We start from the raw sequence: 15409 nt of genomic DNA on the forward strand, positions 1-15409 counted from the left end.
CCGTCGGCGGGGCCGCCTCCCTCAGGTGGCCCGGGGCCGTGCCCCGGCCGTGCCGTGCGGTGTCAGCGCAGGCCGACGGCCGCGCAGGCCGCCTTGTAGTCGGCCGTGCAGATGTCGTCGACCGAGTAGATGCCGTCCGCGACGACCGTGTCCTTGATCTTGCTCTTGGTCAGCGCGCTCACCTGGACCAGCTTGGCCGGGATCTGCTTGTCGGTGGGGCTGTCGATGCGGTCCTGGGTGAGGGCGTCGAACTGGATGTCCTTGCCCTGCACCTTGGCGACGGCCATCTGCGCGGCGGCCTCGGCCTCGTCCGGGTAGGACTTGTAGACGCTCATGTACTGCTGGCCCGCCAGGATGCGCTGCACGGCGTCGAGTTCGGCGTCCTGGCCGGTGATCGGGGGCATGGTGGTGACCCCGGCCTTCTTGAGGGCCTTGATGACCCCGGCCGCCATGCCGTCGTTGGCGGAGTAGACGGCCGCGATGTCGGCCTTGCCTATCTTGCCGATCGCCTCGGTCATGTTGGCCTCGGCGTTCTCCGGCTTCCAGTCCTTGGTGTCGAAGCTGTCCGCGATCGTCACCTTGCCGTTGAGCTCGGAGAGCGCGCCCTCCTTGAACTGCTTGGCGTTGGGGTCGGTGGGCGAGCCGTTCATCATCACGATCTTGTCGGAGAGCCCGGCGCCCGAGCCCAGCCGCTCCAGCAGCGACCGGGCCTGCACCTGGCCGACCAGCTCGTTGTCGAAGGAGATGTACGCGTCGATCGGGCCCTCGGCCAGCCGGTCGTAGGCGATGACCGGGATGCCCGCGTCCTTGGCCTTCTTCACCGTGGAGGCGATGGCGTGCGAGTCGACCGCGTCCAGCAGGATGACGTTGACCTTCTCGTCGATCATCCGCTGCATCTGGTCGGCCTGCTGACCGGCGTCCGCGTCGGCGTTGGCGTACTCGACCTTCCCCTTCTTGTGGGTCAGTTCGGACACCTGGCTCTTGATGATCGGGTAGTCGAACTTGTCGTAGCGGGTGTTGGCCTTCTCCGGGAGCAGCAGGCCGACGGTGACCTGGTCGCCCATGGTCGGGCTCGCGCTCGCGTCGTCACCCGCCGAGTTCAGGACGCCGCAGCCGGCGAGCGGGAGGACCATCGTGGAGACGGCGGCCACGGACATGGCGATACGACGCATTCGAGGGCTCACTTCAGGTGCGTTCCGACGGGGTGCTGCGTGCGCGACCCAGGTGTCTGAAAAGACAACTTGCAGGCGCCCCATGGCGTCAAGCAAAACAACTTAACGAGATGGCAACACCACGCAGCGTTCAGGAAGTGAAGACATGGCGGAGCCTTGCGCGACCCTCTGTAAACATGCTTCACACCCTCCCCGCCCGTCCCGCCCGTTACGTACACACGGTCGAATGAAGTCAGCCAGGCTGTGAAAACCCGAAAGGGCCGGGAGGCTTGTGCCTCCCGGCCCTTTCGAAAGCGCTCGGATACGTCCCGTCAGTCCGCGGACTGCTGCCGCTTGGGCCGCCACACCACCAGCGCGCTGGTCTGCTGGACCTCCTGGTACGGGACCAGGTCGCGCCGGTAGGACGCGTGCACCGCGGCCTCGCGCTGACGCATCGTCGCCGCCGCGCCGTCCAGGGCCGATTCCAGCTCCGCGACCCGGGACTGGAGAGCCGCGACGTGGTTCTCCAGCTCGATGATGCGCTTGATGCCGGCCAGGTTGATGCCCTCGTCCTGCGACAACTGCTGCACCTGGCGGAGCAGTTCGATGTCACGGGCCGAATAGCGCCGCCCACGCCCCGCCGTGCGGTCCGGGGAGACCAGACCGAGGCGGTCGTACTGCCGGAGCGTCTGCGGATGGAGTCCGGAGAGCTGCGCGGCGACCGAGATGACGTAGACCGGGGTCTCCTCGGTCAGCTCGTACGGGTTGCGCCGACGACCGGGTGTGTCCATCGGGCTCATTCTCCCTTCGCGGCCTCGAACAGCTCCGCCCGCGGGTCCTCGTCCGCGGTCGCCTCTCGATACGCCTCGAGCGCGTCACGAGCCTTCCCCGAGAGGTCCTTGGGGACACTCACCTCCACGGTGATCAGCAGATCACCATGGCTGCCGTCCTTGCGCGCCGCGCCCTTGCCCCGCGCCCGCATGGTGCGGCCGTTGGGCGTGCCGGGCGGCAGCTTCAGGGTGACCGGGGACCCGCCGAGGGTGGGTACCCGCACCTCGCCGCCGAGGGCAGCCTCGGCGAACGTCACCGGGACGGTGACGGTGAGGTTGTCGCCCTTGCGGCCGAACACCCGGTGCTCGCCGACATGGACGGTGACGTACAGGTCGCCCGCCGGGCCGCCGCGCTCGCCGGGCGCGCCCTTGCCGCGCAGCCGGATGCGCTGCCCGTCGGTGACACCCGCCGGGATGCGGACCTGCATGGTGCGCGAGGACTTGGCCCGGCCGCTGCCGCTGCACTCGGTGCAGGGGTGCTCGGCGATCAGGCCGCGGCCCTTGCAGTCGGGGCACGGGTCGGTGAGCGAGAAGCCGCCGCCCGAACCCCGCGCGACCTGTCCGGTGCCGACGCAGGTCGGGCACACCCGCGGCGTGCCGTTCTTGTCGCCGGTGCCCGAACACGCCTTGCAGGGCGCCTGGGAGGTCATCCGGAGCGGTACGGTCGCGCCCTCGATCGCCTCGGTGAAGCTGAGCGTCACCTCGGTGTCGACGTCCTGCCCCCGGCGCGGCTGGGTACGGGTGGTACCCGCGCCGCCCCGGTTGAACAGGCCGCCGAAGACATCACCGATGCCGCCGCCGAAGCTGCCGCTCTGCGCGCCGCCCGCCCCGCCCGCACCGCCGAAGAGGTCGCCGAGGTCGAAGTTGAACTGCCCGCCGCCCGCCGCGCCCGGCCCCGGCCGGAAACCGCCGTTGCCGAACAGGGCGCGCGCGTCGTCGTACTCCTTGCGCTTCTTGGGGTCGCCGAGGACGTCGTTCGCCTCGGAGATCTCCTTGAAGCGCTCCTCGGCGCGGGTGTTGCCCTTGTTGGCGTCCGGGTGGAACTCGCGGGCGAGCTTCCGGTACGCCTTCTTGATCTCCGCCTCGGTGGCGTCCTTGGGGACGCCGAGGACCTTGTAGAAGTCCTTCTCGATGAAGTCCTTGGTGCTCATCCCCGACGTCCCTCCTTCCGGTCCTGCGTGATCTCGGTGATTACGTCAGCCCTCCTCCGGGCCACCGTTCTCCTTGTCGTCGGCCGCGCTCTCCTCGGCCTCCTCCGCCTGGACGGTCTGCGCGCCGGGCTGCGGCTCGGCGACGGCCACCCGCGCGGGGCGGATGGTGCGCTCACCGATGCGGTAACCGGGCTGGAGGATGGCCACGCACGTCGTCTCGGTGACGTCGGGCGCGTAGGAGTGCATCAGGGCTTCGTGGATCGTCGGGTCGAAGGGCTCGCCCTCCTTGCCGAACTGCGTGAGGCCCATCTTGGCCGCCACGGACTCCATCGACTCGGCCACCGACTTGAAGCCGCCGACCAGTTCGCCGTGTTCCCGCGCGCGGCCGATGTCGTCCAGCACGGGCAGCAGCTCGGTCAGGAGGTTCGCGACGGCGACCTCCTTGACCGCGACGCGGTCGCGCTCGACACGGCGGCGGTAGTTCTGGAACTCGGCCTGGAGCCGCTGGAGGTCCGCCGTGCGCTCACCGAGCGCCGTGCGTGCCTGGTCCAGCTGGGCCACCAGGGCCACATCTGCGCTTGCGTCCCCAGCCGGGGCCGCCTCCTCCTCGGAGGCGGCCTTCGGCTCGGCGTCGTCGGGGTCCGCGCCGGAGGGGACGTCGGGCTTCTCCTCGAAGCCCGGAGTCTCCTCCGTCACGCGGCACCGTCCTTGCGCTCGTCGTCGACGATCTCGGCGTCCACGACGTCGTCGTCCTTGGCGTCACCGGCGTCGGCGGAGGGACCGCCGGCGGCCTGGGCGCCCTGGGCGTCGGCGTACATGGCCTGGCCGAGCTTCTGCGAGACGGCGGCGACCTTCTCGGTGGCCGTGCGGATCTCGGCAGAGTTGTCGCCCTCGGCGGACTCGCCCTTGAGCTTCTCCTTCAGCTCGGCGACAGCCTCCTCGACCTCGGTCTTGATCTCGCCCGGGACCTTGTCCTCGTTGTCCTTGAGGAACTTCTCGGTCTGGTAGACGAGCTGCTCGCCCTGGTTGCGGGACTCGGCGGCCTCGCGGCGGGCGTGGTCCTCCTCCGCGTACTTCTCGGCCTCCTGGCGCATGCGGTCGACCTCGTCCTTCGGCAGCGAGGAGCCACCGGTGACGGTCATCTTCTGCTCCTTGCCCGTGCCGAGGTCCTTCGCGGTCACGTGCATGATGCCGTTGGCGTCGATGTCGAAGGCGACCTCGATCTGCGGGACACCGCGCGGGGCGGGCGGCAGACCGGTCAGCTCGAACATCCCGAGCTTCTTGTTGTACGCCGCGATCTCGCGCTCGCCCTGGTAGACCTGGATCTGCACGGAGGGCTGGTTGTCCTCGGCGGTGGTGAAGATCTCGGACCGCTTGGTCGGGATCGTCGTGTTCCGCTCGATGAGCTTGGTCATGATGCCGCCCTTGGTCTCGATACCGAGGGACAGCGGGGTGACGTCGAGGAGCAGGACGTCCTTGACCTCGCCCTTGAGGACACCGGCCTGGAGGGCGGCACCGATGGCGACGACCTCGTCCGGGTTCACGCCCTTGTTGGCCTCGTTGCCACCGGTCAGCTCCTTGACGAGCTCGGCGACGGCCGGCATACGGGTGGAGCCACCGACGAGAACGACGTGGTCGATCTCGGACAGCTGGATGCCCGCGTCCTTGATGACGTTGTGGAACGGCGTCTTGCAGCGCTCCAGCAGGTCGGCGGTCAGCTGCTGGAACTGGGCGCGGGTGAGCTTCTCGTCCAGGTGCAGCGGGCCCTCGGCGGACGCCGTGATGTAGGGCAGGTTGATCGAGGTCTCCGTGGAGGAGGACAGCTCGATCTTGGCCTTCTCGGCGGCCTCGCGCAGGCGCTGGAGGGCCATCTTGTCCTTGGCGAGGTCCACGCCGTGGCCGGCCTTGAACTGCTGGACCAGGTAGTCGACGACGCGCTGGTCCCAGTCGTCACCACCGAGGTGGTTGTCACCGTTGGTGGCCTTCACCTCGACGACGCCGTCACCGATCTCCAGCAGCGAGACGTCGAAGGTGCCGCCACCGAGGTCGAAGACCAGGATGGTCTGGTCGTCCTTGTCGAGGCCGTACGCGAGAGCGGCGGCGGTCGGCTCGTTGACGATGCGCAGGACGTTCAGACCGGCGATCTCACCGGCCTCCTTGGTCGCCTGACGCTCGGAGTCGTTGAAGTACGCCGGGACGGTGATGACCGCGTCGGCCACCTTCTCGCCCAGGTACGCCTCGGCGTCGCGCTTCAGCTTCTGCAGGATGAAGGCGCTCATCTGCTGCGGGTTGAAGCTCTTGCCGTCGAGCTCGATCTTCCAGTCCGTGCCCATGTGGCGCTTCACGGAACGGATGGTCCGGTCCACGTTGGTGACCGCCTGGCGCTTGGCGACCTCGCCGACCAGCACCTCACCGTTCTTCGCGAAGGCGACGACGGACGGCGTGGTCCGGGCACCCTCGGCGTTGGTGATGACGGTGGGCTCGCCGCCCTCCAGAACGCTGACGACGGAGTTAGTCGTGCCCAGGTCGATGCCGACCGCACGTGCCATGGTTGATTCCTCCAGAGAACTTGAGTGGGACTGGCTCAAGTGTGCCACTCCGATCGCTCTGGGTCAACAGACATGAGTCAACCGGACTCAACTCTTATATGGCGCTTATATGCAAGGCGGCATCGGGCCTGGCCGGACGCGGGTTCCCCCGTCCCGGCGAAGGCAACCCTCAGCGACTCATCTCACCCCGCGCCGTGCTGCATCGCGCAGGAGGATGGGGGTAGTCTCAGACGGACTGCATAAGTTACCGCTTAGTAATTTCGAGGCCGCCTCAGGAGCCCCTCATGCAACTCGCCGCGATCATCGTGTCGCTGGTCCTGACCGTGGTCGGTGTCGCGCTGCTCGCCCGGGCCATCGGACAGTTCGTCCGGTACTTCAAGCTGGGCCAGCCCGTCCCCGCCGGTACCCGGACCGACAACCCGTACCAGCGCAGCGTGACCCTGGTGCGGGAGTTCCTCGGCCACACCCGGATGAACCGGTGGGGCATCGTCGGCGTGGCCCACTGGTTCGTGGCCGTGGGCTTCCTGACGCTGCCGCCGACCCTGGCCCAGGCGTTCGGCCAGCTCTTCAAGGCCGACTGGACGCTGCCCTTCATCGGCGACTTCCTGCCCTTCGAGCTGTACATCGAGTTCATCGGTGTGATGACCATCCTCGGCATCGCCGTGCTGATGGTCATCCGGCTGCTGAGCCTGCCCAGCCGACCGGGCCGCAAGTCCCGCTTCGCCGGTTCCAAGTCCGGCCAGGCGTACTTCGTCGAGTACGTCATCCTCACCATCGGCCTGGCCATCTACACCCTGCGCGGCCTCGAGGGCGCGCTGCACGGCGTCGACCACTACGAGGCGGCCTACTTCGCCTCGTACCCGCTGGTCCTCGCCTTCAAGGCGCTCAGCGTCGGCACGCTGCAGAACCTGGTCTACCTGGTCGCCATGATCAAGATCGGGACCTCGTTCATCTGGATGATCGTGGTCTCGCTCAACACCAACATGGGTGTGGCCTGGCACCGCTTCCTCGCCTTCCCGAACATCTGGTTCAAGCGGGACGCGGACGGCGGTGTGGCCCTCGGCGCGCTCCAGCCGATGACCTCCGGCGGCAAGCCGATCGACTTCACCGACCCCGGTGACGACGACGTCTTCGGCGTCTCCCAGGTCGAGCAGTTCTCCTGGAAGGGCCTGCTGGACTTCTCCACCTGCACCGAGTGCGGCCGCTGCCAGTCGCAGTGCCCCGCGTGGAACACCGGCAAGCCGCTCTCCCCGAAGCTGCTGATCATGTCGCTGCGGGACCACGCCCACGCCAAGGCGCCGTACCTGCTCGCGGGTGGCGGCAAGACCATGGAGGGCGACGAGAAGGCGTCCGAGGAGCAGCTCGCGAACGTGCCCGCCGCGGCCCTCGCCGAGGCCGAGCGCCCCCTCATCGGCACCGCCGAGGAGAACGGCGTCATCGACCCGGACGTCCTGTGGTCCTGCACCACCTGCGGCGCCTGTGTCGAGCAGTGCCCGGTGGACATCGAGCACGTCGACCACATCGTCGACATGCGCCGCTACCAGGTGATGATCGAGTCCGCGTTCCCGTCCGAGGCGGGCACGATGCTCAAGAACCTGGAGAAGAAGGGCAACCCCTGGGGCCTGGCGAAGAAGCAGCGCCTGGAGTGGACCAAGGAGGTCGACTTCGAGGTCCCGGTCGTCGGCAAGGACATCGAGGACCTCTCCGAGGTCGAGTACCTCTACTGGGTCGGCTGTGCCGGTGCCCTGGAGGACCGCGCCAAGAAGACGACCAAGGCGTTCGCCGAGCTGCTGCACATCGCGGGCGTCAAGTTCGCCATCATGGGCGGCGACGAGAAGTGCACCGGTGACTCCGCCCGCCGTCTCGGCAACGAGCCCCTGTTCCAGGAGCTCGGCATGGAGAACGTCATGTCCCTCAACGCCGCCTTCGGCGAGGAGATGGACGACGACGGCAAGGTGGTCCCCGAGTCGGCGAAGCCCAAGTCGGCCAAGAAGATCGTCGCCACCTGCCCGCACTGCCTCAACACGCTCGGCAACGAGTACCCGCAGCTCGGCGGCGACTACGAGGTCATCCACCACACCCAGCTGCTCCAGCACCTGGTGGACGAGGGCAAGCTGATCCCCGTCACCCCGGTCGAGGGCATCATCACGTACCACGACCCCTGCTACCTGGGCCGGCACAACAAGATCTACACGCCGCCGCGCGAGATCATCGGCAAGGTCCCGGGCCTCAGGAACGAGGAGATGCACCGCCACAAGGAGCGCGGCTTCTGCTGTGGCGCCGGTGGCGCGCGGATGTGGATGGAGGAGCGGATCGGCAAGCGCATCAACAACGAGCGCGTCGACGAGGCCCTCTCCCTCAACCCCGACATCGTCTCCACCGCCTGCCCGTTCTGCCTGGTCATGCTGACCGACTCGGTCAACGGCAAGAAGAACGACGGCAAGGCCAAGGAGTCCATCCAGGTCGTCGACGTCGCCCAGCTCCTGCTGGACTCCGTCCGGACCCCGGTGGACCCGGCGGACGACGACGAGCCCGCGACCGAGCCGGAGCCCGAGCCGGTGAAGTAGCCACGGCCGCAAGGCGACGAGGGTGCCCCCTGACCACTGGTCGGGGGGCACCCTTGTTTCTCCCCCGCACCTGGGCCCGCCGCCCGGAAAACACCCGTACAGCACGCACCCGGACGGCATATGCAGAACCTATATGCCCCGGTATCTCCCGATACGTTCGAGGAGCCGCGTCGGCCGAGGAGCCCGCGCGTGCCTCTTCTTCGACACGAATCAGGGAGTGAGTGTGAAAGCTCGCTTTGGCGTGAGCCGCGCAAAGGCGCTCACGATCGCCGCACTGTCCGCCCTCGCCGCCACGGCCCTCCAGGTACCGGCCTCGGCCGCGGGCGGGGGCACCAGCGGCGCGGACCACTGGGGCGTCATCACCCGCAACACCATCGGCTCGCCGGTGGCCGCGCTGCGGGAGGGCCCCTACGGGTCGTTCGGCGTCACCGGCGCCGCCGCCCGTCCGCCCTTCGGCACCGGCAGCCTCGGCATCGAGGTGGCGGACGACTCCACCTCGCTGACCCCGCCCAGCGAGAAGGTGGACTTCGGCAACGAGGTCGACTTCTACGGCGACCCGGTGCTCGGCCTCACCCAGGTCGGCTTCCGCGTCTTCCAGACCGGCGAGAACGTCACGTACGGCGGCAACCGGAACCTGCCCAACATCAAGTTCGAGATCAACCCGAACGTCGCCGCGCACCCCGGCGACACCTACTCCACCCTGGTGTGGGTTCCCGGCCCGGTCACCACGACCAACCGCTGGAGCGGCTACCTGGACGCCACCACGACCGGCAGCTGGTTCCTCACCGGCGGCGAGACCGCCTGCACCCAGGCCGCCCCCTGCACGTTCGCCCAGGTCAAGGCGTCGCTGAACGACGGCGGCGCGGCACCGCTCATCTACACGGCCGCGGTCGGCAAGGGCCGCGACTACCTGTGGGCCGGAGCGGTGGACGGGCTGCGCGTCAACCGGAACATCTACGACTTCGAGGCCGACGGAGTGCGGGTCCGCCGCGCCTGACGCGCACCCGCCCCGCTCCGTACCCGACGGCGCCCCCGCTCCCGAACCGGGACCGGGGGCGCCGTCGTGCGCGGGGCGGGGGTCAGGCTTCCTTCGGGGAGGCCTGCTGGACCACGTCGAAGGACCACAGGGTGGAGCCGCTGGCCGCGGGCTTCGGCCGCTCGCCGCCCTCGCCGCCACCCTGGTGGGCGGCCTTCATCGGCCCCTCCATCCACGCCTGGAACGACTCCTCGTCGCGCCAGCGGGTGTAGACGAGGTACTGCTCGGTGCCCTCCACCGGCCGCAGCAGCTCGAACCACTCGAAGCCGTCGGAGTTCTCCACGGCGTGCGCCCGCGAGGCGAAGCGCTTCTCCAGCATCTCCCGCTGCTCGTCGGGAACGGTCAGCACATTGATCTTCACTACGCTCATGCCCCCATCCTGCCTCCACCGTCTTACGTTCGCGTCCTCACCCAAACCCGTGCCCGTCCCCGGTCTTCCCCCTGACGGTCCCTTAGGGGATGTCACAGGATGGCCGCAATGCCGGGCCCGACCCCCCGGCTCCGACACGCGGGCGGCCGGGAGCAGGTACGTTCGACGGGTGGCTGGATTCAGGATGGGACGCGGGGGCCGGGACAACCGCACCGCGCAAGGACAGCAGACGCACGCGCCCCAGGGACCGTCGTACGGCGGCCAGGCCCCGCACCAGGGGCAGCGGGGGCCCGCCTACGGCTACCCGCAGGGCCAGCAGGGCTACCCCCGTCCGGGGCACCCGCAGGGGCAGCAGGGCTACGGGTATCCGGGGCCGGTGGACGACGGCCCGGAGTACTTCGGCGACCACGGACACGCGCCCCACGGCGGCGGACACGACCCGTACGCGGCGAACCAGCCGGGCCACACCCAGGCGTTCTCCGTCGACGAGGCGTCCGCCTACAACCAGGGCGAGACCTACCACGCGGGCTCGGCCGCCCCGGCGGGCCCGTCCGGCCCGCCGCTGCACTGGAAGGACCTGCTGAAGGGGATCGTCCTCTCCCCCAACCCGACCTTCCTGCGCATGCGGGACTACACGATGTGGGGCCCGGCCCTGATCGTGACGTTCCTCTACGGCCTGCTCGCCGTCTTCGGCTTCGACGGCGCCCGCGCGGACGTGATCGGCGCGACGCTCACCAACGCGATCCCGATCGTGCTCATCACGGCGGTGACGATCGTGCTGAGCGCGTTCATCCTGGGCGTGGTCACCCACACCCTGGCCCGCCAGCTCGGCGGCGACGGCGCCTGGCAGCCCACGGTCGGCCTGTCCATGCTGATCATGTCGCTGACGGACGCCCCGCGCCTGGTCGTCGCCATGTTCGCCGGGGGCGACGCCAGCTTCGTCAAGGTCATCGGCTGGATCACCTGGCTCGCCGCGGGCGCCCTGCTCACCCTGATGGTCTCCCGCTCCCACGACCTGCCCTGGCCGAAGGCGCTGGGCGCGTCCGCGATCCAGCTGATCGCGCTGCTGTCGATCGTGAAGCTGGGCACGTTCTGAGTCTGCCGAGGCAAGAGGAAGGGCCCCCGGAGCTTGCCGCTCCGGGGGCCCTGCTTCTTGTGCGGGCGGCCGCTCAGGCGTCCAGAACCTGCCCGGTCCGGCGCACGACGGGCGGCTCGACACTTCAGGCTGACTTGACTGGATGACGGTAGTAGTCTGCCCCTGCTCAACAGGCAGAGGGAGGGCCGACCGTGGCACGCAAGGTAGGGGTCTACACCCGGATTTCGCGGGACGACGAGGGCGAGTCGCTGGGAGTCGCCAGGCAGCAGCAGGACTGCGAACGGCTCGCGGACCTCCGGTCGTGGCAGGTCGTGAAGACCTACGAGGACAACGACGTGTCGGCGTTCAAGCGCAACGTCGTGCGCGACGAGTTCGAGCTGATGCTGAGAGATCTCCGCGCCGGCCTCATCGACGGCATCGTGGCCTACGACCTAGACCGCCTCGCTCGACAGCCGCGGGACCTTGAGCGCCTGATCGAGATCTTCGACGAGCGTCCCCGCCTGGAGTTCGCCACCGTCACGAACGACATCAACCTTGGATCACCGGACGGCCGCACCATGGCCCGCATCATGGTCGCGTTCGCCAACAAGTCGTCGCACGATGCGTCACGCCGGATCAAGCGCAAACACCTGGAGTTGGCCCAGCAGGGTAAGGACAGCGGCGGGCCGGCGCCGTACGGCTGGAGCAAGGACGACCGCACCAGGGTCGACCCGGGGGCCGCCGAAGCCATCCGGGAGGCACAGCGCGAAGTGCTCGCCGGCGTCCGCATCGGAACCATCCGGACCCGGTGGCAGCAACAGGGCTTAGGCAACCCACGCGCAGGCACCAAGCGCATGGCCCACCACCACGTCGAACAGATCCTGACCAACCCCAGACTGGTCGGCTACCGGACGTACCACGGTGAAATCCTGGTCGGCGAAGACGGCGAACCCGTCAAGGGGAACTGGGAGCGGATCAACACCCTGGAAGAGTGGGAAGCCGTCTGCGCGGCTGTCACCGAGCGGAAGCAGAAGCATCCCGGCAAGTCGCTCGCCCGTAAGTACCTGCTCTCGGGCATTGCCCGGTGCGGACTATGCAAGGCGAAGATCCGAGGACAGATCAACAACCGCTGGCAGCCAGGTTCGAAGGCCACGAAATACACGTACCAGTGCTCCGTGGTGAACGGCGGATGCGGCAAGGTGGGACGGGTTGGAGAGCCCGTCGACAGGCTCATAGTCCAACTAGCACTCGAAGAACAGCGCGCGCGAGCAGCAGTAACTGCCGTCCCGGCCAATCAGCAATGGCCGCGCGAGAACGAGCTGCAGCAGGTCTCCCAAGACATCGCCCAACTCGTGGATGCCGAACGCTCGAAACAGATCACGGTGGCCACCCTCTTGCAGCTCTTGCCGGCCAAAGAGCGGCTGCGCGACGAACTCAAACTGGAGCGGGCCCGCTTCTACAAACAGCAGAAACAGGCCGAGGCCAAAGGCGATGCGGCGAACCTGACCCTCGAAGAGTTCTTTGCGCTGCCGGTCGAACGCCAGCAAGAGATCGTGCTGCACAGCCTCTCAGCCGTGATCATTCACCCGGCCGGACGAGGACGCCGGAAGTTCGACCCGAGTCTGATCGAACCCGTCTGGCGGTGACGATCAGGCCCGCCCCTGCAACACGAGGGCACGGCGTACCCACTCTTCATCACGCTCAGGAGCACGGCGAAGATGCATCCGCAACCACTCGTCAGTGCTCATGACCTCACGCTGAGCCGTCGCCATACGGGACTCCGGACTACTGGTCTGACTCATCAAGGGCACCTCCTGCCAGTTCTTCGCGTGCGGTCTCGCGGTTCTGGGTGATCTCGCGGCGGATGTTGGCGGCGAGCCAGGATTCGCCGGGGGTGTGGCCGTGGCCGGCGTACGTCCAGTGCGCGAGGGTGAGCGTGGTGGCCTCTTCCTCGGTGCCGGGGTCGGGCAGGCCGAGGGCGGCGCGTTGCTGCTGGGCGCGGTAGTCGGCGCGGGTCTGGCGGAGGGCGCCGAGGGTGGTGGAGTAGTTGCGGGACTTGGTGGAGAAGTGGCCGCGGAAGCCGAGCATGTGCGCCCAGTCCCGTAGCTTGCGGTCGGGATAGAGGGGGTGGAGGTCGAGGCAGGCGGCGATGAGCCGGGCCGGGTGGTCGGGCACGTCGAGCAGGCCCAGGGCTTCTTTGTTGCCGATGCGCCGGTCGACGGTGCCGGTGGTTTCGGCGGCTTTGGTGGCGTACTTGGCGACGTAGGAGGCCACGGCCTGTTCGGTGATCTCGGCCCCGTCCCCGAAGGCGCGGATCGGGCGCACGTCGATCTGCTCACCCCACCGCAGCGTGCGAGCCGGCTGGTCTCCGGCCGGGTCGACGTCCACGGCAGCGCGGGCGGCGGCGGCGCGGATCGCGGCATCCAGGAGGTCACCGGTCGCCCAGGGCGGGGGCGGGGTGTCAGGGCCGTCCGGTCCGTCGAAGCGGATCACGGCGTGGAAGTGGACGGCACCGCGCTTCTGGTACTCAGCGACCTTGCCGAACGAGACCCGCGAGGCTTCCTTCGCTGCTTTCTGGGTGAGGCCGGCCATGCGGGCGATCTCGCGGAGCAGGTAGATCGTGAAGTAGCGCCACAGGTCGGAGGCGTGGTTGTTCCACAGCACCGCCCCCGCGTAGTCGTAGCGATCAGGGTCGAGCGGCGTACCCAACTCCGGGGCGGTCTCGGGGTGCCGGGTGCCGCAGCGGCAGGGCCGGGTGCCGGGCCGGTTGTGGACCGGGCCGAAGGACGGAGCGGTGAGCGTGGCGAACACCCGCGGGTGGTCGCGGATCGTTGTCGGGGTGCCCTTGGTGGGGTCTCCGACGAGGCCGGCGCGGATGAGGTGGTAGGTGTCGCCGGCGTAGGTCCAGGCGCAGGCCGGGCAACGTGAGGCGCGCCGGTTGCCGCAGGCGAGGCGGAGGACGCCGCCGGGTTCGGTGTCGGTGGAGTAGTGGTGCAGGACGTGCCCGGTCGAGGCGTCGCGGGTGACGGTCGTACCGGTGAGCCGGATTGGATCGGTGCAGCCGCCGGTGCGGCGGATCTGGTCCTGGATGCGGTCGAAGCCGGTGGACCCGGCCAGCCTCAGCACGTCGGTGAGGGTGGCCGGGTCCAGGCCCGCCGGGGTGGCGGCGTCGATCACTTGCCGTCCTCCCGTTCGGTGTGGGCGTCGATCCACTCCTCGGCGCACACCTTGTGGACGGGCTTGCCCCGGTCGGAGCGCAGCGGGGTCGGCTTGGTGCAGAGGACGCACGGCTTGTCGCCGGTGGAGTCGTAGTGGTCGCTGGAACGCCAGTTCAGAAAGGCCACGGCGCTCACCTCCCGGCGCGGACGAGGCGGGCGCCGGGGGCGTAGTGGCCGGTGCCCCGGCAGGCGGGGCAGTCGATACGGATCAGGGTCCGGGTGCCGTCCGACTTCCGGGTGCCGGTGGTGACCACGGCCGAGGCGTGGCCGTCGCAGTCGCGGCACAGGCGCGGGACAGGGGTGTGCTGGGGCATGATGGTGCTTCCCTTCCGGGTCCTTTGGATCTGGGATGTGGGCCCCCGGAGCGGCGGATCTTTGGCGAGAGAGGCCGCTCCGGGGGTTGGTCAGTGCTGGGTGTTGCGCCTGCTGTGGCCCTTGACCGCGTACATCGCGGTGTCGGCGGCGGAGAGTGCGTCGGTGAGGGTGGGGACCGGCAGGTCCGCGCGGTGGCAGCGTCCGACCGAGGCGGAGACCGGCAGCACCTCGCCGTGGTGGTGGACGGGGCGGTCCAGGGCGGTCCGCAGGGTGTCAAGGCCGGTGGTGTGGGCGGGGTCGGTGACGATGGCGACGAATTCGTCTCCGCCGATGCGGGCGGCGATGCCGTGGCGTCCCACCCAGTCGTTCAGCCGGCGGGCGGTCGCGGTGAGTACCGCGTCCCCGGCGGCATGGCCGTGACGGTCGTTGATGGCCTTGAAGTCGTCCAGGTCGACCAGGATCACGAGGGCGTTGGGGTGCCGGTCGAGGAGGCGTTCGGCGCGGGTGGTCCATCCGGCGCGGGTGTGCAGGCCAGTGAGCGGGTCGCGGCGGGCGCCGGCGAGGCGGTGGGCGAGGACGCTGCCGTGCACGGCCCAGCCCAGGGCCGGTAACGCGGCGGCGACGGGCGCGAGGTCCATGCCGGTCACCGGCCGTTGCGGGAGTCGTTGAGCAGCGAGCGCAGGACCACGGCGCAGATCGCCACACTCACGCCGGTGATGGCGACCGCCAGCAGCATGGACACCAGGACCGTGCCGACGATGAGGACCACGGCCGTACCGCCACCCACGAGGGCGAGCGTGCTGCCGGGGGTGAGCTGGATGGTCGGCCGGTTCGACACCGGAGCCGGGACGACCGGGGCCGGGGCGGGGGTGGCCGGCATGGCCGTGGGTGCCGGGGTGGTCACCGCGGGGGCGCGGTCGGCGGGCGGGTACTTGGGGGTGAACATGGGGGTGTCCTCCTGTCAGGGGTTGCAGCGGTGGGTGCGGGCGGCGAGTTCGGCGGCGGAGCGGTCGCGGTGTTCGGTGGAGAAGCCGCAGCCGGGGGCGGTGCAAGCGGCGGTGTGTCGGGTCTGGCCGCGTCCGTTGTTGAAGGTGCCGACCTTGACCGGGCCGATGCGGATGACGTGGTAGAAGCGGTTCGGGCGCAT

16 protein-coding genes are annotated in these 15409 nt (G+C 69.2%); 4 read left to right on the forward strand and 12 right to left on the reverse strand.

Going from position 1 to position 15409, the window contains the following annotated elements:
* Nucleotides 1-62 precede the first annotated feature (62 nt).
* The 5 genes from ACIPPM_RS22770 to dnaK all read right to left on the reverse strand — a co-directional run bounded on the left by ACIPPM_RS22770 (nt 63) and on the right by dnaK (nt 5681).
* Nucleotides 63-1172, reverse strand: coding sequence for a sugar ABC transporter substrate-binding protein (locus tag ACIPPM_RS22770; protein WP_401450731.1), 1110 nt, complete (start codon nt 1170-1172; stop codon nt 63-65).
* A gap of 311 nt (nt 1173-1483) precedes the next feature.
* Nucleotides 1484-1942: a heat shock protein transcriptional repressor HspR gene (locus tag ACIPPM_RS22775; RefSeq protein WP_030816557.1), complete on the reverse strand. Its 459-nt coding sequence runs from the start codon at nt 1940-1942 to the stop codon at nt 1484-1486.
* A 5-nt stretch (nt 1943-1947) separates the two neighbouring features.
* Nucleotides 1948-3132, reverse strand: a complete 1185-nt coding sequence (gene dnaJ, locus ACIPPM_RS22780) for a molecular chaperone DnaJ (RefSeq protein ID WP_401450733.1) — start codon at nt 3130-3132, stop codon at nt 1948-1950.
* A 45-nt stretch (nt 3133-3177) separates the two neighbouring features.
* Nucleotides 3178-3828: a nucleotide exchange factor GrpE gene (gene grpE / locus ACIPPM_RS22785; RefSeq protein ID WP_401450736.1), complete on the reverse strand. Its 651-nt coding sequence runs from the start codon at nt 3826-3828 to the stop codon at nt 3178-3180.
* Nucleotides 3825-5681, reverse strand: coding sequence for a molecular chaperone DnaK (gene dnaK, locus ACIPPM_RS22790; protein ID WP_401450738.1), 1857 nt, complete (start codon nt 5679-5681; stop codon nt 3825-3827). The genes grpE and dnaK overlap by 4 nt, the downstream gene beginning before the upstream one ends.
* A 284-nt stretch (nt 5682-5965) precedes the next feature.
* On the opposite strand from dnaK, the gene ACIPPM_RS22795 reads away from it, so the two are divergent.
* The gene (locus ACIPPM_RS22795; protein ID WP_401450740.1) at nt 5966-8248 is read left to right on the forward strand and encodes a (Fe-S)-binding protein; all 2283 of its coding nucleotides are present in this window, start codon (nt 5966-5968) and stop codon (nt 8246-8248) included.
* Between the two features lie 241 nt (nt 8249-8489).
* Nucleotides 8490-9245: a hypothetical protein gene (locus tag ACIPPM_RS22800; protein WP_401450743.1), complete on the forward strand. Its 756-nt coding sequence runs from the start codon at nt 8490-8492 to the stop codon at nt 9243-9245.
* A gap of 82 nt (nt 9246-9327) precedes the next feature.
* On the opposite strand, the gene ACIPPM_RS22805 is transcribed toward ACIPPM_RS22800, so the two are convergent.
* Nucleotides 9328-9654, reverse strand: coding sequence for an antibiotic biosynthesis monooxygenase family protein (locus ACIPPM_RS22805; RefSeq protein WP_401450745.1), 327 nt, complete (start codon nt 9652-9654; stop codon nt 9328-9330).
* Nucleotides 9655-9823: 169 nt separating this feature from the next.
* Here ACIPPM_RS22805 and ACIPPM_RS22810 point away from each other — a divergent pair, with 169 nt between their 5' ends.
* Complete coding sequence (locus ACIPPM_RS22810) at nt 9824-10750, forward strand: Yip1 family protein (RefSeq protein ID WP_401450748.1); 927 nt, start codon at nt 9824-9826, stop codon at nt 10748-10750.
* Between the two features lie 191 nt (nt 10751-10941).
* Entirely contained in the window at nt 10942-12375 is a 1434-nt protein-coding gene (locus tag ACIPPM_RS22815) for a recombinase family protein (RefSeq protein WP_401450751.1), read from the forward strand.
* Nucleotides 12376-12514: 139 nt separating this feature from the next.
* Here ACIPPM_RS22815 and repSA read toward each other — a convergent pair whose 3' ends face one another.
* From repSA to ACIPPM_RS22845, 6 genes are all read right to left on the reverse strand, one after another.
* Nucleotides 12515-13906: a replication initiator protein RepSA gene (gene repSA, locus ACIPPM_RS22820; RefSeq protein WP_401450754.1), complete on the reverse strand. Its 1392-nt coding sequence runs from the start codon at nt 13904-13906 to the stop codon at nt 12515-12517.
* Entirely contained in the window at nt 13903-14073 is a 171-nt protein-coding gene (locus ACIPPM_RS22825; RefSeq protein WP_401450756.1) for a hypothetical protein, read from the reverse strand. The genes repSA and ACIPPM_RS22825 overlap by 4 nt, the downstream gene beginning before the upstream one ends.
* A gap of 5 nt (nt 14074-14078) precedes the next feature.
* On the reverse strand, nt 14079-14261 hold the full coding sequence (locus tag ACIPPM_RS22830; RefSeq protein ID WP_401450759.1) for a hypothetical protein: 183 nt from the start codon (nt 14259-14261) through the stop codon (nt 14079-14081).
* A 90-nt stretch (nt 14262-14351) separates the two neighbouring features.
* Nucleotides 14352-14900 carry a GGDEF domain-containing protein gene (locus ACIPPM_RS22835; protein ID WP_401450761.1) on the reverse strand — a complete coding sequence of 183 codons (549 nt, stop codon included), beginning with the start codon at nt 14898-14900 and terminating at the stop codon, nt 14352-14354.
* Between the two features lie 5 nt (nt 14901-14905).
* Nucleotides 14906-15208 carry a SpdD protein gene (locus tag ACIPPM_RS22840; RefSeq protein WP_401450763.1) on the reverse strand — a complete coding sequence of 101 codons (303 nt, stop codon included), beginning with the start codon at nt 15206-15208 and terminating at the stop codon, nt 14906-14908.
* A 15-nt stretch (nt 15209-15223) separates the two neighbouring features.
* Nucleotides 15224-15409 (reverse strand): mobile element transfer protein, encoded by a 186-nt coding sequence (locus ACIPPM_RS22845; RefSeq protein ID WP_401450764.1) that lies wholly within the window; start codon nt 15407-15409, stop codon nt 15224-15226.

The organism is Streptomyces sp. NPDC090119, from assembly GCF_044747085.1.
Lineage (GTDB): Bacteria > Actinomycetota > Actinomycetes > Streptomycetales > Streptomycetaceae > Streptomyces.

Excerpts from the sequence above, each read along its gene's own strand:
- ACIPPM_RS22770 (WP_401450731.1), bottom strand. The coding sequence starts at position 1,172 with ATGCGTCGTATCGCCATGTCCGTGGCCGCCGTCTCCACGATGGTCCTC.
- ACIPPM_RS22775 (WP_030816557.1), bottom strand. The coding sequence starts at position 1,942 with ATGGACACACCCGGTCGTCGGCGCAACCCGTACGAGCTGACCGAGGAG.
- dnaJ (WP_401450733.1), bottom strand. The coding sequence starts at position 3,132 with ATGAGCACCAAGGACTTCATCGAGAAGGACTTCTACAAGGTCCTCGGC.
- dnaK (WP_401450738.1), bottom strand. The coding sequence starts at position 5,681 with ATGGCACGTGCGGTCGGCATCGACCTGGGCACGACTAACTCCGTCGTC.
- ACIPPM_RS22795 (WP_401450740.1), top strand. The coding sequence starts at position 5,966 with ATGCAACTCGCCGCGATCATCGTGTCGCTGGTCCTGACCGTGGTCGGT.
- ACIPPM_RS22805 (WP_401450745.1), bottom strand. The coding sequence starts at position 9,654 with ATGAGCGTAGTGAAGATCAATGTGCTGACCGTTCCCGACGAGCAGCGG.
- ACIPPM_RS22830 (WP_401450759.1), bottom strand. The coding sequence starts at position 14,261 with ATGCCCCAGCACACCCCTGTCCCGCGCCTGTGCCGCGACTGCGACGGC.
- ACIPPM_RS22835 (WP_401450761.1), bottom strand. The coding sequence starts at position 14,900 with ATGGACCTCGCGCCCGTCGCCGCCGCGTTACCGGCCCTGGGCTGGGCC.
- ACIPPM_RS22840 (WP_401450763.1), bottom strand. The coding sequence starts at position 15,208 with ATGTTCACCCCCAAGTACCCGCCCGCCGACCGCGCCCCCGCGGTGACC.
- ACIPPM_RS22845 (WP_401450764.1), bottom strand. The coding sequence starts at position 15,409 with ATGCGCCCGAACCGCTTCTACCACGTCATCCGCATCGGCCCGGTCAAG.